General features: G+C 51.7%; 23 protein-coding genes and 1 other annotated feature. Of the genes, 18 read left to right on the forward strand and 5 right to left on the reverse strand.

Going from position 1 to position 20,974, the window contains the following annotated elements; genetic code table 11:
* Positions 1-5 precede the first annotated feature (5 nt).
* The 9 genes from KNO91_RS01220 to KNO91_RS01260 all read left to right on the forward strand — a co-directional run bounded on the left by KNO91_RS01220 (position 6) and on the right by KNO91_RS01260 (position 7,109).
* On the forward strand, positions 6-674 hold the full coding sequence (locus tag KNO91_RS01220) for a septum site-determining protein MinC (RefSeq protein ID WP_251126502.1): 669 nt from the start codon (positions 6-8) through the stop codon (positions 672-674).
* Positions 675-679: 5 nt separating this feature from the next.
* Positions 680-1,537 carry a septum site-determining protein MinD gene (minD, locus tag KNO91_RS01225; RefSeq protein WP_214789320.1) on the forward strand — a complete coding sequence of 286 codons (858 nt, stop codon included), beginning with the start codon at positions 680-682 and terminating at the stop codon, positions 1,535-1,537.
* A 43-nt stretch (positions 1,538-1,580) separates the two neighbouring features.
* Positions 1,581-2,906, forward strand: a complete 1,326-nt coding sequence (locus KNO91_RS01230) for a ribonuclease E/G (RefSeq protein WP_214794302.1) — start codon at positions 1,581-1,583, stop codon at positions 2,904-2,906.
* Between the two features lie 55 nt (positions 2,907-2,961).
* Positions 2,962-3,034 (forward strand) — a sequence feature (ribosomal protein L21 leader region).
* 15 nt (positions 3,035-3,049) lie between these two features.
* The gene (gene rplU, locus KNO91_RS01235; RefSeq protein ID WP_015881153.1) at positions 3,050-3,358 is read left to right on the forward strand and encodes a 50S ribosomal protein L21; all 309 of its coding nucleotides are present in this window, start codon (positions 3,050-3,052) and stop codon (positions 3,356-3,358) included.
* A 3-nt stretch (positions 3,359-3,361) separates the two neighbouring features.
* A complete protein-coding gene (locus tag KNO91_RS01240; protein WP_015881154.1) occupies positions 3,362-3,697 on the forward strand; it encodes a ribosomal-processing cysteine protease Prp in 336 nt (111 codons plus the stop codon).
* Positions 3,698-3,709: 12 nt separating this feature from the next.
* A complete protein-coding gene (gene rpmA, locus KNO91_RS01245) occupies positions 3,710-3,991 on the forward strand; it encodes a 50S ribosomal protein L27 (RefSeq protein WP_015881155.1) in 282 nt (93 codons plus the stop codon).
* A 66-nt stretch (positions 3,992-4,057) separates the two neighbouring features.
* Positions 4,058-4,498, forward strand: coding sequence for a Spo0B domain-containing protein (locus KNO91_RS01250; protein ID WP_214789314.1), 441 nt, complete (start codon positions 4,058-4,060; stop codon positions 4,496-4,498).
* Positions 4,499-5,788 carry a GTPase ObgE gene (obgE, locus tag KNO91_RS01255; protein WP_074035227.1) on the forward strand — a complete coding sequence of 430 codons (1,290 nt, stop codon included), beginning with the start codon at positions 4,499-4,501 and terminating at the stop codon, positions 5,786-5,788.
* Positions 5,789-5,840: 52 nt separating this feature from the next.
* Entirely contained in the window at positions 5,841-7,109 is a 1,269-nt protein-coding gene (locus KNO91_RS01260; RefSeq protein ID WP_371816628.1) for a hemolysin family protein, read from the forward strand.
* Positions 7,110-7,153: 44 nt separating this feature from the next.
* On the opposite strand, the gene KNO91_RS01265 is transcribed toward KNO91_RS01260, so the two are convergent.
* The 4 genes from KNO91_RS01265 to KNO91_RS01280 form a co-directional block, all read right to left on the reverse strand.
* Entirely contained in the window at positions 7,154-7,927 is a 774-nt protein-coding gene (locus KNO91_RS01265; RefSeq protein WP_214789309.1) for an NUDIX domain-containing protein, read from the reverse strand.
* 119 nt (positions 7,928-8,046) lie between these two features.
* Positions 8,047-8,625 (reverse strand): DedA family protein, encoded by a 579-nt coding sequence (locus KNO91_RS01270; protein WP_214789306.1) that lies wholly within the window; start codon positions 8,623-8,625, stop codon positions 8,047-8,049.
* Positions 8,626-8,732: 107 nt separating this feature from the next.
* Positions 8,733-9,272 carry a transcription repressor NadR gene (locus tag KNO91_RS01275; RefSeq protein WP_214789303.1) on the reverse strand — a complete coding sequence of 180 codons (540 nt, stop codon included), beginning with the start codon at positions 9,270-9,272 and terminating at the stop codon, positions 8,733-8,735.
* Positions 9,250-10,380 (reverse strand): cysteine desulfurase family protein, encoded by a 1,131-nt coding sequence (locus KNO91_RS01280; RefSeq protein WP_214789300.1) that lies wholly within the window; start codon positions 10,378-10,380, stop codon positions 9,250-9,252. Before KNO91_RS01280 ends, KNO91_RS01275 begins: the two co-directional genes overlap by 23 nt.
* A 95-nt stretch (positions 10,381-10,475) precedes the next feature.
* Here KNO91_RS01280 and KNO91_RS01285 point away from each other — a divergent pair, with 95 nt between their 5' ends.
* The 9 genes from KNO91_RS01285 (at position 10,476) to KNO91_RS01325 (ending at position 19,988) form a co-directional block, all read left to right on the forward strand.
* Entirely contained in the window at positions 10,476-11,909 is a 1,434-nt protein-coding gene (locus KNO91_RS01285) for an L-aspartate oxidase (RefSeq protein ID WP_214815758.1), read from the forward strand.
* Positions 11,863-12,732 carry a carboxylating nicotinate-nucleotide diphosphorylase gene (gene nadC, locus KNO91_RS01290; protein WP_214815763.1) on the forward strand — a complete coding sequence of 290 codons (870 nt, stop codon included), beginning with the start codon at positions 11,863-11,865 and terminating at the stop codon, positions 12,730-12,732. Before KNO91_RS01285 ends, nadC begins: the two co-directional genes overlap by 47 nt.
* Positions 12,695-13,774 (forward strand): quinolinate synthase NadA, encoded by a 1,080-nt coding sequence (nadA, locus tag KNO91_RS01295; protein ID WP_214794296.1) that lies wholly within the window; start codon positions 12,695-12,697, stop codon positions 13,772-13,774. The genes nadC and nadA overlap by 38 nt, the downstream gene beginning before the upstream one ends.
* A 93-nt stretch (positions 13,775-13,867) precedes the next feature.
* A complete protein-coding gene (gene ruvA / locus KNO91_RS01300) occupies positions 13,868-14,455 on the forward strand; it encodes a Holliday junction branch migration protein RuvA (protein ID WP_015881166.1) in 588 nt (195 codons plus the stop codon).
* A 10-nt stretch (positions 14,456-14,465) separates the two neighbouring features.
* Positions 14,466-15,467 (forward strand): Holliday junction branch migration DNA helicase RuvB, encoded by a 1,002-nt coding sequence (gene ruvB, locus KNO91_RS01305; RefSeq protein ID WP_214739730.1) that lies wholly within the window; start codon positions 14,466-14,468, stop codon positions 15,465-15,467.
* A gap of 3 nt (positions 15,468-15,470) precedes the next feature.
* Positions 15,471-16,529: a tRNA preQ1(34) S-adenosylmethionine ribosyltransferase-isomerase QueA gene (queA, locus tag KNO91_RS01310; RefSeq protein WP_271305087.1), complete on the forward strand. Its 1,059-nt coding sequence runs from the start codon at positions 15,471-15,473 to the stop codon at positions 16,527-16,529.
* Complete coding sequence (gene tgt, locus KNO91_RS01315) at positions 16,526-17,671, forward strand: tRNA guanosine(34) transglycosylase Tgt (protein WP_214794295.1); 1,146 nt, start codon at positions 16,526-16,528, stop codon at positions 17,669-17,671. Before queA ends, tgt begins: the two co-directional genes overlap by 4 nt.
* A gap of 84 nt (positions 17,672-17,755) precedes the next feature.
* Positions 17,756-18,034: a preprotein translocase subunit YajC gene (yajC, locus tag KNO91_RS01320; protein WP_031421435.1), complete on the forward strand. Its 279-nt coding sequence runs from the start codon at positions 17,756-17,758 to the stop codon at positions 18,032-18,034.
* A gap of 181 nt (positions 18,035-18,215) precedes the next feature.
* A complete protein-coding gene (locus KNO91_RS01325) occupies positions 18,216-19,988 on the forward strand; it encodes a methyl-accepting chemotaxis protein (protein ID WP_214794293.1) in 1,773 nt (590 codons plus the stop codon).
* A 36-nt stretch (positions 19,989-20,024) separates the two neighbouring features.
* On the opposite strand, the gene zupT is transcribed toward KNO91_RS01325, so the two are convergent.
* The gene (zupT, locus tag KNO91_RS01330; protein ID WP_214794291.1) at positions 20,025-20,885 is read right to left on the reverse strand and encodes a zinc transporter ZupT; all 861 of its coding nucleotides are present in this window, start codon (positions 20,883-20,885) and stop codon (positions 20,025-20,027) included.
* Positions 20,886-20,974: the final 89 nt, after the last annotated feature.

Below are 20,974 nucleotides of genomic sequence, written 5' to 3' on the forward strand. Positions count from 1 at the left end.
CCATGATGGAGCGTAAACGACACATTACGATTAAAGGACATCGCAACGGAATTGCCATCCACTTCAATCCGAAGAGTGGCATCGACGAGGTGCTTACGGACTTTGAAGCGACATTACAAGAAATGGAGCCGCCGTCCGGTAAGATTGCCCTGAAGTTGCACGCGGGTACTCGTTATCTTGACGAGGAGCTGACACGTCAAATTCGTGAGGTCGTCGCTCGTCATGGCGTTTTTTATATTGAAGACTTGTCGAGCGATGTCATGTTGACGGAAGAAGCGAAAGCAACGTACGGCAGAAAGACGTTCCACTATCATAGCGGGACGATTCGCAGTGGACAGGTCCTCACGTTTGATGGTTCGGTACTTGTGATCGGGGATATCAACCCTGGCTCAGAGGTCCGGGCGACGGGAAGTATTTATTGTTTAGGCACGATACGAGGAAATGTGCGTGCGGGTGTCGAAGGATGGGAAGAAGCGGTCATCACCGCGAGCCTACTCCATCCGAAGTTTTTGGCAATCGGCGAACACGTTCTCACGTCCGACGATGAAGAAGAACTTCCTGAGATTGAGATGGGTTGTGCGTACCAGACGAATGACGGGATCGAGATGACACGTCTCCGCCACGTCATGACCGGTCTGAAAGACGCATATGCAATGGAATTACAGAGAGGGTGAGTGGAATGGAGCAAGTAGTGGAGCCTGTACATACAGAAAAAGAAGTGAAAAACGGCAGAGCCATCGTCGTGACATCAGGAAAAGGGGGTGTCGGCAAGACGACGACGACCGCCAACATCGGGACGGGGCTCGCCTTGTCTGGACACTCGGTCTGTCTCGTCGATACGGATATCGGGTTGCGGAACCTCGATATCATTCTCGGACTCGACAACCGGAGCATCTATAACCTCGTCGACGTCATTACAGGACAATGTAAATTGAACCAGGCGCTCGTTCGCGACAAACGGTTCGAAGAGATGTACTTGCTTCCGGCCGCACAGTCAAAAGACAAGACGTCGGTCAATCCTGAGCAAGTGAAAGAGATTGTCGACCAATTGAAGACGGAATATGATTTCGTCTTGATTGACTGCCCTGCGGGGATCGAGCAAGGATTCATGAACGCGATCGCTGGGGCGGATGAGGCAATCGTCGTCACGACGCCAGAGAAGGCGGCCGTCCAAGACGCGGACCGCATCATCGGGATGCTCGAACAAGCGAATCACATCGAAGCGCCGAAGCTGATCGTCAACCGGGTGAAAAATCACCTCGTCGAATCAGGGGATATGCTCGACATCGATGATATCATGCGCATCTTGTCGATTGACCTCCTTGGCGTCGTCATCGATGATGAGGAAGTCATTGCCGCTGCGAACCGTGGGGTACCGGTCACGATGAACCCGGACAACAATGCCGGACAAGCGTACCGCAACATCACGCGCCGCATCCTCGGTGAATCGGTCCCGCTCATGTCGATTCAGACGGAGACGGCACCGGTCGGCTTCTGGGCACGACTCATGATGAAATTTGGAATGAAAAAAGCGTAAAGGCAACGAAAGTTGCCTTTTTCTGTCGAAAGGAGAGGTGCACATGAAGTTAATCTACGAACGAACACCTTCCATCGAACGGGCGATGCTCGTAGACGGGGAACGTTTGCTCGAAGTCGAGGAACGCTTCGTCGACCAGTTGTCGGTCGGTACGATCGTCGAGGCTGCGATTGAACGGATTCATCCGTCACTCGGGGCGGCTTTTTTGACGGACGGGGAGACGACGTTCTTTTTACCGATTGCGGAGACGCTTCGCGCGCTCGCCTCGTATCCGGACGTGCCAGCGATCGGACAAGCGGCTGTCGTCGGGGAAAAACGACTCGTGCAAGTGACGAAAGAAGGCATCAACGGCAAGCATCATAAGGTGACAGAAAACATTCGGTTCGGTGGACGCTATCTCGTCTACTTCCCATACGGTCGTCGGAAGTTGTTCAGTCGAAAGCTCGACCTCGTCACGCAGGACCGCCTCTCGAAGTCGCTCGCCCTTTCAGAAGAGGAAGGGGTCCTGTTTCGGACGGAGGCCGGCCAAGTGGCACCAGACGCCTTACAGGAAGAACTCGACTTGCTTCGAGATCGTGCGAAAACCGTGATTGAACAGCGCTACGGTCAAGACGAGCTATTATGTGAACATTTCGTACGCCGTCATGCGGTCGAATCAGTCCTTTTGAACGACAAGGAAGGACAGGCGCGCATTGAGCGACTCGACGTCCCTGTGAAACGTCATATCGGCAAAGGACGAATCCCGGAGGCGAAACGTCTCGATGGGATGATTGAAAAGCTCGAAAGTCGTGCCGTCTGGTTGGATGGAGGGGCGTTCGTCTTGATCGAACAAGTCGAGACGATGACCGTTATCGACGTCAACAGCGGGAAGAACGTCGCCGTCAAAGATAAAGGACGTGCGGCCGATACGATCAATGAAGCGGCACTCTATACAATTATGGAACAGTTGCGCTTACGTAATATCGGCGGGATGATCGTCATCGACTTCCTCCGTGGTTCGAAAGAAGGGCAGACCCGACTGCTCAAGAAAATGAAAGAACTCGGGGCACGCGACCCACGTCGTGTCGAAGTGTACGGATTCACACGGATGGGATTGTTTGAAATGTCGAGGGAGCGGACCGGACGCTCGATTCAAGACCGGATGACCTATGCGGGCAAGCCGTCGAAGCTAGCCGTTTTCTCGCAGTTTGAACGCGCGCTCCTCGATCTCAGCGGGCAATACGAGGCGGTCGTCCTCTCGCTACCGAAAAAGTGGCACGACGCTTCCTGGCTTGAATTTGACATCGACGTCCATCTCGTCGAAGGGGATCCGGAGTTTGCCTTTTACGGGACGTCTGCAGAATGTCAGAATTTCTTATCTCGCCGTTGACAATGAATAATTGAGAGTGGTATTATCTATAACGTTAGTTCGTTTGGAAGCACCCAAATGGCTACAACCGCACAGAACGGGTTTTAAAGGTATTTGCCCTGCCCAGGATGGCGAGTCTGAGTTTAACAAGGAGGTGCACGTATATGTACGCAATCATCAAAACTGGTGGTAAGCAAATCAAAGTTGAAGCAGGTCAAGAGATCTACATCGAAAAACTCGATGCTGATGTCGAAGGTACTGTAGAATTCGGTGAGGTTCTTTTCGTTGGTGGTGACGATGTTAAAGTCGGCGCTCCACTCGTAGAAGGCGCTAAAGTTGTCGGTACTGTGGTAAAACACGGCCGCGCTAAGAAGATCACTGTCTTCAAAATGAAAGCTAAGAAAAACTACCGTCGTAAGCAAGGTCACCGTCAGCCTTACACGAAAGTTCGCATCGAGAAAATCGAAGCGTAAGCTATGATTCGGGTCAAGGTAAGACGAGACGAGGCGAAGTCGATTCGCTCCGTCGAAGTGACTGGTCATGCCAATTTTGCAGAACCTGGTTCTGACTTGGTGTGCGCCGGTGTTTCAGCCATCATATTTGGTGCCTATAACGCCGTCGAAACGCTTGCGGGTCAATCGCTTCTTGTAGAAATGGCAGATCAAACAGAGGGTGGTTACTTTTATGTCGAGACGTATCCTGACTTATCACCGCAGGATATGGAACGCACCCAACTGTTATTAGAAGGGATGCTCGTGCAGTTAGACACGATCGCCCAAAGCTACGGTGAATATATCCAAATTGAACAATAGGAGGTGGACCTCATGTTACAATTGAACCTTCAGTTCTTCGCTTCGAAAAAGGGAGTTGGTTCGACTAAAAACGGTCGTGACTCAATTTCGAAACGTCTCGGTGCAAAACGCGCTGACGGACAAACAGTTTCAGCTGGATCAATCCTTTACCGCCAACGCGGTACAAAGATTCACCCAGGTGAAAACGTTGGCCGTGGTGGCGACGACACTTTGTTTGCGAAAGTTGACGGCGTAGTACGCTATGAGCGTCTTGGTCGCGACAAGAAACAAGTGAGCGTTTACCCAGTCGCGTAAGTTGAACGACGCAGAAGACTCTAGCCACTTTTTTGGTTAGAGTCTTTTTTTCTAGGAGAGGATCAAATGGATTCAGAACAGACACTCGAGCTCTTATCGACCGTCCGTCACGAATGGATGAATCGGCTTCAATTGATCTCGCTCTATGCGGCACTCGATCCGACTAAGCTAGAGGAACTTTACGAACGCTATCGGAAACAGGCCGACGAGGAGAGTGCGCTCGTTCGCCTGAACGTGCCACAGACGAGCCTTGTCGTGATTCAAGCGAATTGGGAAGGACGGATGACGTATACGATTTCGACCGACCAACTCGCCATCGATGATGCGCGAGTGGCAGAGATGCTTGTCCGATTGTTAGAAAACACGGACGGGCCGATTCATGTGACGTTCACGGACGGACTGATGGTTCGCGTCACGGGAGATGTCCCGGAAGACGTGCTCACGTCAGCCGATGTGTACGAACAGAACGTAGCGATGACTACGTTTCACATAAAGGAGGGGAAATAAATGTTTGTCGATCAGGTTAATATTTTTGTAAAAGCTGGAGACGGTGGTAAAGGAATGGTTGCCTTCCGCCGCGAAAAGTATGTCCCAGATGGTGGACCTGCAGGTGGTGACGGTGGTCACGGTGGAGACGTCGTCTTCGAAGTAGAAGAAGGATTGCGCACACTCGTTGATTTCCGTTATTCGAAGAAGTTTATCGCCCATGATGGCGAAAAAGGAATGTCAAAAGGGATGCACGGACGTAAAGCGAAGCCGCTCATCGTCAAAGTCCCACCTGGCACAATCGTATTCGACGCAGAGACGGATACGGTCATCGCCGACTTGACGGAGCACGGACAACAAGCGACGATCGCCAAAGGCGGACGTGGCGGACGCGGGAACTGTCGTTTCGCGACACCTGCCAACCCGGCTCCAGAAATCGCTGAGAACGGTGAACCAGGTCAAGAGCGTGAGTTGCGTCTTGAGTTGAAACTTCTCGCAGACGTCGGACTCGTCGGATTCCCGTCTGTCGGGAAATCAACGCTTCTGTCGGTCGTCTCTTCGGCACGTCCAAAAATCGGGGCGTACCACTTCACGACGATCACACCGAACCTCGGTGTCGTCAAGACAGCGGACGACCGCAGTTTCGTCATGGCCGACCTTCCAGGACTCATCGAAGGGGCTAGCCAAGGCGTTGGGCTCGGTCACCAATTCCTTCGTCATATCGAACGGACGAAAGTGATCGTTCACATGATCGATATGAGTGGGATGGAAGGACGCGATCCGTTCGAAGATTACACGACGATCAACCGTGAGCTCGAGTCGTATAACCTACGCCTCCTCGAGCGTCCGCAAGTCGTCGTTGCGAACAAAATGGATATGCCGGACGCAGAGGAACATCTCGAAGAGTTCAAGAAGAAGGTAGGAGACGATGTCAAAGTCTTCCCAATCTCTGCTCTCGCACAAGATGGTCTTCGCAACTTGTTGATCGAAGTGGCGAACTTTGTCGATACGACACCTGAATTCCCACTCGATGAGCTTGAAGAGAAGACAGCGACGCCTCGTGTCGTGTATCGTTATGAGAAGGAAGAGAAAGGCTATCAGATCCACATCGATGAGTACGATCGCTTCGTCATCACGGGGCCACGTATCGAGAAGCTCTTCAAGATGACGAACTTTGACCATGATGAGTCAATCAAACGATTCGCTCGTCAAATGCGTCAGATGGGCGTCGATGATGATCTTCGTAAGCTTGGTGCCGAAGACGGCAGCGTCGTTGCGATTCTCGACTTCGAATTCGAGTTCGTGGAGTAAGAAAAAAATTATTTGTTAAGAAGAAACGGAGTGTGAAGCTAACGTGGACCCTGTGCCCTCGTCAAGTTTAATTCTATATGTAGTTCTCATCATGTTGTCAGCGTTTTTCTCATCAGCAGAAACGGCGCTTTCAAGTGTAAACCGTGTTCGGATGATTCGGATGGCAGAAGACGGCGACAAAGCCGCTAAACGCGTCCTCAGTCTCGTCGACCGCTTTGACGATACGCTCTCGACGATCCTCGTCGGGAACAACATCGTCAATATCGGTTCGGCGACGGTATCGACCGCCATCGCCACATCGATTTTCAGTGGCGGTACGGGTCTTCTCGTGTCGACGTTCGCGACGACGGTCATCATCTTAATCTTCGGTGAGATCTTACCGAAATCGCTCGCCAAAGAATTTGCGGAGAAGTATTCGCTTCTCATCAGCGGGATTCTCGTGTTCCTCGTCAAAGTCCTCAAACCGGTGACGATGATCTTCACTGGCTTGAAGAAGTTGACGCTTCGGATGATTGGGATGAAAGCCAAGGAGCCGTCAGTCACGGAAGAAGAGTTGAAAGTGCTCGTCGATATGGGAGAAGAAGAAGGTGTGCTTGGTGAGACGGAAGCTGAGCTCGTCCATAGCGCCTTCGCCTTCAACGATATTACCGTCGATGACGTCTTGACGCCGCGAATCGATATTTTGGCAGTCGACATCGACGATTCGCTCGATGAAATCAAAGACACGATTTTCAGTGGTGGACATTCACGTTTGCCGGTCTACAAAGACTCGATTGACAACGTCATCGGTGTCTTGTCAGAACGTGACTTCTTGCGTTCGATGATGAAGGATGAAGTGACGGATGTCCGTTCGCTCATTCGACCGCTCACGTATGTGTCACCGCAGACGAAATTGATTGAACTACTTCCGATTCTCCAACAGAAACAATCTCACATGGCTGTCGTCCTCGATGAATTTGGGGGCACGGCGGGTCTGATCACGTTAGAAGACATGCTCGAGGAGCTCGTCGGCGACATCTGGGATGAGCACGACGAATCTGTCGTCTATCTCAGACGTCTCCGTGAAGGCGTATATGAGTGTATGGCTGACATGAACGTCGATGAATTCGCCGAAGAGATGGGGATTGCGGAACCAGACGTCGATTCCAACACGATGGGCGGTTGGTTCGTAGAATTACTCGGCGACATCCCGGAGAAAGGTGCGCAAGTGACGTATCAAGACTTGACGTTCACCGTTCTCCACGTGGAAAAACGCCGTGTCCGGAAACTGTTAGTGGAGACTGGACAATCACAGCAAGAAGACATGCAAGAAGAAGCATAAAGAAAAGGGATGATTCGCCACGAGCGAATCATCCCTTTTTTGCGTTAGACCGATTGGCGCTCGATGCGCTCAATCAATTCGTATGGACGTACTTTATAGATGGCGTATGGCATATAGACGGGATCAATCGCATCGAGGAAGCGCATCTGGAAGTGCTCCCGTTTGATATAGTCGCCGACATTATGAGCATCGACTTTGTGGAATCCGACTTCTTGCGTTTCACCGGCTTGTGGTCGAAGTTCTCCAGACACATATTTCGCACGGAACGTGACGCAGAGGACACGGGACGATACGTTTTGATAAATCCCGGTGATGCCTTCCACTTCGATTTTCACACCTGTCTCTTCGTCCACTTCGCGGTGGATCGCGTCGACGAGCGATTCATGTTCTTCGACCTGTCCGCCCGGCATCTCGAACGAGTCGTTCCGATGCATGTTTTTGACAAGGAGGACCTCACCCGCTTCGTTCGTAATATAAGCCGTTACACAAACGATGGCACGCGGCGGCGTATAGTGACCGGTCGGCATCATGAACTCTTCGCTTGACTTGATATACAAGTCTTTTCCGAGGCGGGCCCGTTTTTTCATGGCATCCCGTCTTAACGCGCTGCCGCGATAATCTCGCTCGACTTGCTCATAGTGTTCACGGTCCCGATATTCCCATAATGCCATGACCTCGGATTTGTCTTCGGTCACCCAGCGTCCGACGAGGCGAGCGCCATGGGACGCTTGAATCGGATAGATGTATGTATGGAAGAAGTCGGTGAATTCTTGCAGGCGTTCAGGTCGAATCGTATACGTTTTACGGCGATGGAACATGGTGATTCCTCCTTTTTCGTTGTGCGGTGTCCTGTATGTGTGACCGCGATTCGCTTACATAGTTCTTATTCGACAGATGTGAGCGTTTCCCTTTGCAACAAAAAAAGAATCAGCGCTGGTTACGCTGATCCTTTCACATGTTTTGGTTGCTGGCGAAGATGGCGGACGACGAGAACGATTCCGATGGCCAGTGCCAGGAAGGGCAGGATGTCGTCCATGAAATGACCGATCATGCGCCAGTTGTTGCCGAGCATCATCCCGACATGAATGAAGACGAATGACCAGACGGCGAAAATGAGTGTCGTCACCGACAAGAATTTTCGGAACGACAGGCGCATCACGCCCGCACTCACGGCGAACAGTTGGCGCCAGAAGAGACTGAGGCAGACAATCCATGCCCCGTATTTCTCAAACCAGCGCTCGGCACGAAGCTGCTTGTCTTGGCGAATCCGGAAATATCCATACAGCTTCAAGGCGACGGGACGTCCGCCGTATCGACCAATCCAGTAAAGACCAATCTGACTGAGCGTGAAAGAGAACCACGCCAGTAGGAACGTTAGGAAGAAGGACGCGTCATGTGAATCGACGAGAAAGCCACCATATGCGAGAACGAGTTCGTTCGGGATGAATTGAATGAAGATACCAATGGGAATGCTGAAAACACCGCATACGGCGAGCATGTGCTCGAGGACGTTCATGACGAGTCCTCCTTTCGAGTTGATTTCAGGAAAGTTGTTCCATCCATCAGTATAACGGACATGAGTGAAAAGAAAAAGAAGAGATGTCACATATTCGTGACGTCTCTTCAATCTAATTCAGATACGAGGATACCGAGCCGGTCGAGCTCTTTCACGGCGGCATCGATTGCTTCTTGATGATCGGCTTCAAGTGTATGGACGTGTAATCCTCCGGTCAGTTGAGAAAGCGGAGAGGCACCGTGCGCCTTAACCCGCTCGAGGAAGGCACGGACGTCACGTCGGCTCTTCACCATGAGTTGTCCGGTGATGGATCCGTAAACAGGGTGATCGATGATGACGTCTTTGATGGTGACCCCTTCATCGACGATAGCATTCATTTCTGCCTCCATCTCCTCTGCCGTATGGCGACAAGCCACCTTTTTCGAATAAGTAGACGGGGTGAGGTCACCCTGCAAATAGACGTAACCTCGAGCGGTCGCGACGATTTGGTGACCTTTTGCTTTTAAGAGCGACAAGTCTTGGACGATGACTTGGCGACTGACAGATACGTGCCTCGCCAGTTCAGATCCTGTGATCGGTTCATTGCTCGATTCGATCAATTGAAGTAAAGTGCGACGGCGTTCTTCACCGGCTAAACGTTTGTTCATGATGTTCGACTCTCCTTGCTAAAGTGACGATGGCATCGGCGAGGGCCGATGTGTCTTCGACGGTCGTTTGCGCGCCGAAGGAAATGCGGACGAGTCCGTGGCATGCGCTCGTCTCATATCCGAGTGCTTCAAGCATGCGGTTCGGTCCATTCTGACCGGCGCGGCATGCGGACCCGGCTGATACTTGGAACCCGAGATCGTCGAGCTCGGTCATCCACCATTGTCCATCGCGTTGATGAGATACGAAGGAGAAGATAGCGGGACTTTGTTCGTCAAACTCGAGCCAATGGACATACGCTGACGTCTTCTCTTTCAAGATAGCACGAAATGCCATGAAATTTCTCTGAAAACGTGTCAATTGCTCCTGACGTTCCCCGAGCGCTTTGACGAAGGCGCTGATTCCGGGAACATCGATCGTACCTGGGCGAATCCCATATTGATGATGACCTGGGTAGTAAGGTGGTGGAATCAAGCGTTCCATATAGAGGGCACCGATTCCTTTTGGCCCCCCAACCTTATGGGCACTGAACGAATAAGCATCGATTCCTTCCACAGAGATGGGAATTTTCCCAAGTGCCTGTACGCCGTCCACGTGAAAGAGAATCTTCTTATATTTGAGAAGACATTGGATATGGTGGAGCGGTAACACCCAACCTGTGTCGGAATTGACGTGCTGAAGCGTGACGAGTCCGATATCACGGTCAAGTAAGTGCGTGAACGTATCCATATCAAACTTTCCGTCCTTCAGTTTCAACCGATGGACGATGACCCCTTCTCGTTCCCATTCTTCAAGTAAGAGGGCAACCGAATCATGTTCGTGCCAGGACGTGATCACTTCTTTCCCTTTCATTCGTTTCCGTAAGCTCGTCAGTGCGATGTAATTACTCTCCGAGCCACTTCCGGTGAATAATAATTTCCCTCGTAACATATCAAGCCCGAGCGCCTGTTTGATCAAACGTCGTGCCTCTGTCAAATAGTCTTCAGCCATATATCCGTGTGCGTGGAGTGATGATGGGTTTCCATAAACGTTTTTGGCCATAGCCACGTAATGGTCTAATGCTGCATGTGTCATAGGATGTGTAGCGGCGTAGTCGAAGTAGCGGTTCATCATGGACTCCCCTTTTCTCATGTTGTCTTCTACACAAAATTATGCGAAACTAGTTTACAAGTCAACATTACATATGAAAAACAGGTGATATACAAGTGTCTTTACAGATAAAGAAAACCGACATTTTGATTATCGGAACAGGACTTGCTGCCGTCGCGACGGCGCTTCATGTGCCATCCTCGTTGTCTGTTCTCCTCGTCTCAAAGGGTGAGGTGACGTCGACGAACTCTGATTTGGCACAAGGAGGCATTGCGAGCTCGTATCTAGAGGAGACGAGTGAGGCACATAAAGAAGACACGATGCTTGCTTCGAACAGGACATCGTGCTCAGAACGTGTCGACATTCTCGTAAAAGAAGGTCGTCGAGCGATTGAAGAGATGGAACGGTTCGGTGTCCGCTTCGATCGTGACGAAGACGGATATGCCCTAGGACGAGAAGGGGCACACCAGTTGCATCGCATCTTTCATGCCGGGGGTGACGAGACGGGTCGACATGTGATGCGACAGTTACGTCGGTCGTTACCGGACAATGTCAGCATTCTAGAGCATGTTCTCGTCCATGACCTTGTGATGAAGGAAGGGCGTGTTGTCGGTGCGCTAGCCTTTCACCATGAGGAAATGCTCCAGTTGGAGGCCGGTGCAGTCATTCTCGCTACAGGTGGAATTGGTGGTCTGATCGATTGGACCTCGAACGCCAAGACGGTGACCGGTGACGGGCTTGTCTTGGCGAACCGATGCGGGGCGAAGCTGACGCACTTACAACGGATTCAATTTCATCCGACATTACTTGCTGCCGAGGAACCACATCTCGTCACCGAAGCGCTCCGTGGTGCCGGTGCCAAGCTTGTCGATGCATCCGGTAACCACGTGATGGCGCATGACCCACTCGGAAGTCTCGCTCCTCGCGATGTGGTGGCGCGCGTCCTGACAGACCATGTCGGACTCGTCTTTCTCGATACGACAAAGGTGAAGCGACTGCGTGACCGCTTCCCAAAACTCGTTGCGACGTGTGACAAGCTAGGAATCGACCTTCGACAAATCCCCGTTCGCCCAGGGCTTCATTTTCATATGGGTGGAATCGAAGTGGATGAATCGGGTCGAACGGACGTCGATGGCCTATACGCCGTCGGGGAAGTGGCGGATACGGGTGTACACGGAACGAATCGACTGGCATCGAACTCACTCTTGGAATGTTGGGTGTTCGGAAAACGTGTCGCCGAGGCGATTCAGGTGAACGATGCATCCTTAGCGACGAGCGATGTGATGGTGTATGACATCTCACCTAAAACGTTTCAGGCGTTTCGTCATCAAATCGGCAAATGGTTGACGATTTCACCGAACTTGGATGAAATGAAATGTTTCTTACAAAATACCCAAACGTTGACCTTGACGAAACACGTGACAAGACAATTAAGTGAACAAACTTTACAACTCGATGCGGCGCGCCTTCTCGCGCAAAGCATCCTCGAAATGGAGAGGTACGATGAACACGATTTATCTACGCGAACAGCTGCGACAGTTTCTGATTGAGGATATCGGATATGGTGATTTGTCGAGTGAACTGATCGATGAACGGGACGAGTCAGTCGCGACTGTCATCGCGAAAGAGCATGGCGTTTTCTGCGGAAAACCGATCGTCCGTGAACTCGCGATCATGCAGCAACTCGACTTAGTGGCTTGTCAAGAAGACGGAAGTCGAATTGCACCAGGCGATGTACTCATCGTCTTGAAAGGAAAGACCCGTGTCCTTTTAGAGACAGAACGCGTCCTATTGAATGTGATTCAGCGGATGAGCGGGATTGCGACGATGACCCGGCAGTGCGTCGATGCGCTCGGTGACGACTCGATTCATGTCACGGATACACGCAAGACGACACCGGGACTTCGGATGCTTGAGAAATATGCGGTTCGTGTCGGCGGGGGTTATAACCATCGGCTTCGGCTCGACGATGCCGTCATGATCAAAGACAATCATATCGTCGCCCTCGGCGGTGTGGCAGAAGCCGTTCACGCGGCGCGCTCGAAAGTAGGGCATACGACGCCGATCGAGGTCGAGGTCGAATCGTTCGACCAACTCGTACAAGCGATTCAAGTGAATCCGAATATTGTAATGCTCGATAATCGGACACCAGATGAATTACGAGAATGGGTGCGTCATATCCCGAACCATATCACGATCGAAGTATCCGGCGGCATCACGCTCGACACGATTGCCGACTATCGAGGGATTCGGATTGATGTCATCTCGCTCGGTCAATTGACCCATTCAGTGCGAGCGCTCGACTGTAGTATGAACTTACAAGGAGGAATGAAATATGCAACTACTCGGAACACTCCCACCGACGTACGCTAATCTGTCGGTGGAGGAAATGGAGACACGGATTCAGGCGGTCAAAGATCGACTCGGGACACGTCTCTTCTTACCGGCGCATCATTATCAAAAAGACGAGGTCGTCCAGTTCGCGGACGCGACAGGAGATTCGCTCCAGCTCGCACGGCTCGCGGAACAGATGAGCGAAGCGGAATTCATCGTCTTCTGTGGTGTGCATTTCATGGCAGAGACGGCAGACATGTTGACACGGGATGACCAAATTGTTGTTTTGCCCGACATGCGCGCCGGCTGTTCAATGGCAGACATGGCCGATATCGATCAGACAGAGATTGCGTGGGAAGAACTGACGGAACGATTCGGGGATGGGATCATCCCAATCACATATGTCAATTCAACGGCGGCCATCAAAGCGTTCGTCGGGCGTCACGGCGGGGCGACCGTCACATCGTCCAATGCACATGAAATCGTCCGTTGGGCGCTTGAGGCAGGCGAACGCATCTTGTTCCTTCCAGATCAACACCTCGGACGGAATACGGCATACGATCTCGGGATCCCGCTCGAGGCGATGGCCGTATGGGATCCGCTCCGTGAAGAATTGGTCGCCGAGGGGGATGACGAGCAAGTGAAGGTCATCTTGTGGAAAGGACACTGCTCCGTTCACGAGAAGTTCACGGTGTCGCAAATTCAAGCATTCCGTGAGCGCGAACCGGATCGTCGTATCATCGTCCATCCGGAATGTACGTTTGACGTCGTTCAGGCATCGGATGAGGCCGGCTCGACGTCGTATATCATCGACAAGATTGATGCGAGTGCACCGGGAACGAAATGGGCGGTCGGGACCGAGATGAACCTCGTGAACCGGTTAGCGGCAACATACCCGCACCTCGATATCGTCTCGTTGAACCCGTTCATGTGTCCGTGTCTGACGATGAACCGAATCGACTTGCAACATCTGCTTTGGGCGCTCGAGTCGCTCGAGACGGATCCTGTCAACGTGATTCGTGTCGATGCTGATACGACAGAATGGTCAAAACGCGCACTTGAACGCATGCTCGGACGTTAATCGCTTCAGGACAGGCAAACGCCTGTCCTTTTTTCATATGGCTCGTTATGGTACAATAAATGCAGTTTTTCCGACCGAAAAGGAGAGTACACCGTGATTGAATTCGTAAAAGGACCCGTCGCCTATGTGTGTGCGGAATATATAACGTTAGATGTCTCGGGCGTCGGCTACAAAGTACATGTGCCTAACCCGTTTTTTTATCGTGAACAAGACGAACATGTAATCGTGTTTACGCATCATTACGTCCGTGAAGATCAACAGACGCTATACGGTTTCCGGTCACGCCGGGAACGGGAGCTTTTCAATAAACTCCTTAGTGTCAGCGGCATCGGACCAAAAGGGGCACTCGCCATCGTCGCCTCGGGTGATATCGACGCGTTGATCGATGCGATTGAAACCGAGAACGAGAAGTATTTGACTAAGTTCCCGGGAGTCGGGAAGAAGACGGCCAAACAGATGGCACTCGACTTGAAAGGAAAGCTATCCGAGCTTGCACCGGATTATGTGCCGAACGAAGGGTTGTTCGCGCAAGGTGCGTCTGAACTCGACGAGGCGTGTGAGGCGCTCGTCGCCCTCGGATATTCTGAACGAGAGATCGCGAAAGTCCGCAAAGCATTGAGCGGAGAGATCTTGACGACCGACGCGTACATAAAACGCGCGCTACAGCTGTTATTGAAATAAGGAGGAAGCTATGGACGAACGATTGTTGTCACAATCTCATCAGCAATATGAAGACTCTGAAGAGTGGAGCTTACGTCCGCAGCGCTTCGAGCAATATATCGGGCAAGAAAAGGCGAAAGGCAATTTGTCGGTCTTCATCCAGGCCGCCAAACTTCGCAGTGAGACGCTCGACCACGTCCTGTTATACGGACCGCCGGGACTCGGGAAGACGACGCTCGCGCAAATCATCGCCAACGAGATGGGTGTCGGGATCAAGACGACAGCCGGACCGGCGATTGAGCGACCGGGTGATTTGGCGGCAATTCTCTCGACTCTTGAGCCAGGTGACGTCTTGTTTATCGATGAGATTCACCGCTTGAGCCGGACGATTGAGGAGATTCTTTATCCGGCGATGGAAGACTATTGTCTCGATATCGTCTACGGACAAGGAGAGATGGCACGAAGCGTCCGCATCGACTTGCCACCGTTCACGCTCGTCGGGGCGACGACGCGTGCCGGGATGTTATCGGCGCCGCTTCGGGACCGTTTCGGGGTCACGTTGAAGCTCGAATATTATGAGGCGCATGAACTCGCGGCAATTGTCAGTCGGACGGCCCAGCTGTTCCGCCTTTCGATTTCACCTGAAGCGAGCGGCGCGATTGCGAAGCGTTCACGAGGGACGCCACGAATTGCAAACCGTCTCTTGCGTCGAGTCCGTGACTTCGCGCAGGTAGCCGGGACGAAAGAAATCGACCCTGTGCTCGCATCTGATGCGCTCGACCGTCTACACGTCGATGCGCTCGGGCTCGATGAAGTCGACCACCGATTGCTTCGAGCCATGGTGGAGCGATTCGGGGGTGGACCGGTCGGACTCGAGACGCTCGCCGCAACGATCGGTGAGGATGCTCAGACAATCGAGGACGTCTATGAGCCATATTTACTTCAACAAGGGTTCTTGCAGCGTACGCCGCGAGGACGGATGATCACACAGTTTGCCAAGTCGCATTTTGGTTATGAAGAGGAAGAGGAGTAAGGTATGCAAGACATTCAATTGAACGTAAACGATTATGATTTTGAATTGCCAGAAGAGTTGATCGCGCAAGTTCCGTTGCTCGATCGGACGAGCTCACGTCTGCTCGTATTGGACCGTGAGACAGGAGACATCGAGCATCGTCATTTCCGTGACGTGCTCGATTACTTGAACGAGGGAGATGCGCTCGTCGTCAACGATTCGCGCGTCTTACCCGCTCGTCTTTTCGGAGCGAAACAAGAAACAGGCGGGAAAGTCGAGTTACTCTTGTTGAAGCAGACGGAGGACGATGTGTGGGAAGCACTCGTCAAACCAGCGAAAAAAGTTCGCGTCGGTTCCATCGTCGAGTTCGGGGACGGACTTCTCCGCGCGGAATGTGTCGAAGAACTTCCGGAAGGGGGCCGTCGTTTCAAGTTTGACTACGACGGAATCTTCTACGAGATTTTAGACGAGCTCGGAACGATGCCGCTCCCACCATACATCCGCGAGCAACTTGACGACCAAGATCGTTATCAGACGGTCTATGCGCGTGAACGAGGTAGTGCAGCCGCTCCAACAGCGGGTCTTCATTTCACCGAAGAACTGCTCGAGGCAGCGAAGGCGAAAGGGGTTCGCTTGATCCCGCTCACGCTTCACGTCGGTCTCGGTACGTTCCGTCCGGTGACGGCTGATTCAATCGAAGAACATACGATGCATAGTGAATATTTCGAGTTGTCCGAGGCATCGGCAGCCGCGCTCCGAGATGTGCGGACGAAGGGCGGTCGCATCTTTGCGGTCGGTACGACGTCAACACGTACACTTGAAACGATTATGCGAGACCATGGAGACTTCGTCGAGTCATCGGGCTGGACGGACATCTTTATTTATCCTGGAGTCGAGTTGAAGGCGATCGATGGATTGATTACAAACTTCCATCTCCCTAAATCGACGCTCGTCATGCTCGTCTCGGCATTCGCGACGCGCGACATCATCTTACACGCTTATCGGACTGCGGTCGCAGAACGATACCGCTTCTTCAGTTTTGGAGACGCGATGCTCATCACGAGGAAGGAAGTAACAAAATGACAAAACATGCAGTCACATACGAACACATTCACACATGTAAACAGACGGGAGCGCGGCACGGAATCGTCCATACGCCGCACGGGTCGTTCGAGACACCGGTCTTTATGCCAGTAGGGACACAAGCGAGCGTCAAGACGATGGCACCAGAGCAAGTCAAGGACATGGGTGCGAACATCATCTTGTCGAACACGTACCATTTGTGGGTTCGCCCAGGACATGAGGTCATCAAACAAGCTGGTGGTCTTCATAAGTTCATGAACTGGGATGGTGCGATTCTCACGGACTCGGGCGGATTCCAAGTGTTCTCGCTTGCCGACCTTCGGAACATTCAAGAAGAAGGCGTCCATTTCCGTAACCACTTGAACGGCGACAAGTTGTTCTTGTCACCGGAGAAGGCGATGGAGATTCAAAATGCGCTCGGGTCGGATATCATGATGGCATTCGACGAGTGCCCGCCTTACCCGGCGACACATGAATACATGAAAAAATCGGTCGAGCGTACGAGCCGCTGGGCAGAACGTTGCCTTGAGGCACATGAACGTCCAGAAGACCAAGCCCTCTTCGGCATCATCCAAGGTGGCGAATATGAGGACCTTCGTCGTCAAAGCGCACAAGACCTCGTCTCACTTGATTTCCCAGGATATGCGGTCGGTGGACTCTCGGTCGGTGAACCGAAAGACGTCATGTATCGTGCTCTCGAGTTCACGACGCCGCTCATGCCGGAAAACAAACCGCGCTATTTGATGGGTGTCGGTTCACCGGATGCATTGATTGAAGGATCGATTCGTGGGATCGATATGTTCGACTGTGTCCTCCCGACACGGATTGCACGGAACGGGACGCTCATGACATCAAAAGGTCGTGTCACGATCAAGCAGGCGAAGTATAAGACAGACTTCGGTCCGATCGATGAGAAGTGTGACTGCAACACGTGTAAGAATTACTCGCGTGCGTATGTCCATCACTTGATTCGTGCGGACGAGATGTTTGGCCTTCACTTATGTACGACACATAACCTTCACTTCCTCGTGAAGTTGATGGAGCAGGTTCGTCAAGCGATTCGCGAAGACCGTTTGCTCGATTTCAAAGAAGAGTTCTTCGAAGAATACGGCTACAACAAGCCGAACGCGAAGAATTTCTAAGCAAACGTGTCGGACATTGTGTGACAATGCTTCAGTTTCACGGTATAATGAACCTGATATTGAAGGAAAGGGTGAATGTTACTCATGGAAACAATCGTTGCGTTATTACCAATGATCTTGATTTTCGTCGTATTTTACTTCTTGTTGATTCGTCCACAGACGAAACGCCAAAAAGAAGTACAAGCGATGCAAAACGCCCTCGAGCGTGGCGACAGCGTTGTCACAATCGGCGGTTTACACGGCGTCGTTCATCAAATCGAAGACACACATGTCGTTTTGAAATGCGATCAATCGCTTCTCCGTTTCAACCGAAGCGCAGTTGCGGAAGTCGTGAAAAAAGCGAATGCCTCATTTGAGGAATAAGCAAGTAAGCGTCTGACCATTATGGTCGGACGCTTTTTTTAGTTGAAAACGTCTGTTTTTTGACAAAGTATGTCAATCTGATAATTCATCCACCTCATTTCGAAAAATCGGTTTGAATCGTGAAAACGTTTGCATTAATGTCAAATTGAGAAGAAATTCGAGATGAAGGAGCACAAATGACATGGACGTGAAACGATTTGTACGACCGATGAAGAAGTGGAAAGGGTGGACGTGGAAGCGAAATAGCAACAAACAGAAGGGGCGTTCGTCTCTCAGAAGACGGATGTCGATTGCGCTGATTCCGACGATCATCGCGCTCGTTCTCGTCGGAGCACTCGGGTCATACCAGTTGAGACAATCAACTGCTGCTTACGACCGAGTCCTGAACGAAGGGACGCAAGAGATGCTGTTGGCGGAAAATCTGTCGCTCGCGGTGACCGATGCAGAACGTTATTTAAACTACTATATGCTCGTCGCCAACCCGAAAACACTCATCAGTCTACAAAGTGTCCAGGAACAGCGTGACGAATTAATGTCAGCACTCAAGGCATCGTCTTCAGATGAAAAGGTCTTGTCTTGGTTAGGGGATTTAGAGAAGTTTAATGAACTGTTGGACCGTGAGATGACTCGTGCCATCGAACTTCGCCAACAACAAGATGAGATCGGCTACAAGACGGTATTGAATACGAGCGTGACCCCGACGACGGACCGTGTTCGGATGACGGTGACGGACCTTGTCGAATACAAAGGAGAACTCCTCGCGTCCGAGACGAAAGCCGTACAGGCCGAGGCGGAAAGTTCAATCCTTTGGATGCTTGTCATTAGCGTTGTAGGCGTGGTGATTGGCATTCTGTCCTTGCTTGCCTTGCAACGTCTCTTCTTGAAACCGATCAATCGACTTGGCCGTCAAGCGCGAATCATGGCAGGCGGCGATTTGACAGGAGAGGATATTGAGGTCGCCTCGAACGATGAGCTCGGCGATCTTGTCACGGCATTCAACGAGATGAAACACAACCTCGTCGGATTGATTCGTCGAGTGGGTGAAGCCTCAGATAAAGTAACAGCCTATTCTGAAGAACTTTACGCGAGCACGGACCATGTCGCGACGACGACCCAAGGTGTCTCACGTCTGTTCGAAGAGATGAACGTTGCGGCCCAAGGATCGTCTAAACGAGCAGAGGAAGGGACGATTGGAGTGAATCAAGCGGTCGATGGATTGAATCAGATTGCGGCAGCCTCACAAGGGGTGAACGAACAGACGATTCATACACTTGAAGCGGCAAACGGTGGACTTGAGACCGTTCAATTAGCGGAGAAACGGATGCAGGAGATTCGTCGTGCCAATGAGCTGACACAACAGATGGTGACCCGTCTTTCAAACCAATCGCTTGAAATTGAAAAGATCACCCGTTCGATCACCGCCATCACGGAACAGACGAATTTGCTTGCCCTCAATGCGGCCATTGAGGCGGCACGCGCCGGTGAACATGGAAAAGGATTTGCAGTCGTCGCGGCTGAGGTACGTAAGCTCGCCGAAGAATCGAAGCAATCTGCCATTCAAATTCAGACTGTCGTCCGGGACATCCAGCGTGACACGGAACAAGTGGAGTCGGCGTTCGAAGAATCGAGCGTGCATGTCGAGAGTGGGGTATCCCAAATGGGGGAAGTCGCCTCAGCGTTCCGTGAGATCGTATCGGTCATCGAGGAGACGTCGCGTCAGATGAGTGAGATTGCAGCGGCGACGGAAGAAGTGAGTGCGAATACAACAGAAGTCGCTGTTTCGGTCGAGGATATGTCTACGAATGCGGTCTCGACGCAACGAAGTGTCGAAGAAGCGGGGGCCAATGTCGAGGAGCAACTCGCGACCATTCAGGAAATCAATAGTATCGCTGAGACGATGAGTCATATGTCGTCCGAATTAAAAGATGTCGTCCATGTGTTTAAAACGAGATAATAAATGCCCTGACGCGAGGCGTCAGGGCATTGCTCGTTACATTAATAGGATGAGACTCGTCGCCATGACGATCATCCCGGCGACCATTCCGTACATCGAATGATGGGCATGCCCATACTCACGGGCCGCAGGGAGCAACTCATCGAGCGAGATGAATACCATGATCCCGCCGACTGCTGCAAACAACAGCCCGAAGACCGTGTCGTTCAAGAACGGCATGAGAATTAAAAATCCAATTGCGGCTCCAGCTGGCTCGGCGAGACCGGATAACATGGAAAGCTTGAACGCCTTCTTCCGTGACCCTGTCGCATAATAAATCGGAACGGAGACGGCAATCCCTTCTGGAATGTTATGCAACGCGATGGCGATGGCGATGGCTACACCTACGGCTGGGTCATCGAGCGCCGAGATGAACGTCGCGAGTCCTTCCGGGAAGTTGTGAATCCCGATGGCGAGTGCCATGAAGATTCCCATTTTCTTTAAGCGATTTTGTGTCTCGGGATGATTGATCGCGGCCGATTCGTTTGTCGCTGTCGTCGCCAATTCTTGCGTTGACGGGTCATTCTGCATCGATTCGACGAATTTGACCTCGTGTGGATTCTCCATTTTCGGAATGAACTTATCAATCATTCCAATCAGGAACATCCCTCCGAAGAAAGCGAGAACGGTGTAAATCGTTCCGGTGTATTCCCCGTGTGCGCCAACGAGCTCCACGAGCGCTTTCGGAAAAATCTCGATGAATGATACGTAAATCATGACGCCTCCAGAAAATCCGAGAGAGATGGACAAGAAGGCTGTGTTCGTCCGTTTCGCAAAGAATGCGATCATACTCCCGATCCCTGTCGCAAGACCTGCGAACAAGGTGAGGAGGAACGCAAAAATAATTGTGCTGTCCATGTGGTAAGACTCCTTTGATGTTGTGATGATAGCTACATCATACATGAAGTTTTGCCCTTGTGCAACATTTAGTCTTATACGCAAATTAA

The organism is Exiguobacterium sp. s59 (genome assembly GCF_018617475.1).
GTDB classification, from domain to species: domain Bacteria; phylum Bacillota; class Bacilli; order Exiguobacteriales; family Exiguobacteriaceae; genus Exiguobacterium; species Exiguobacterium aestuarii.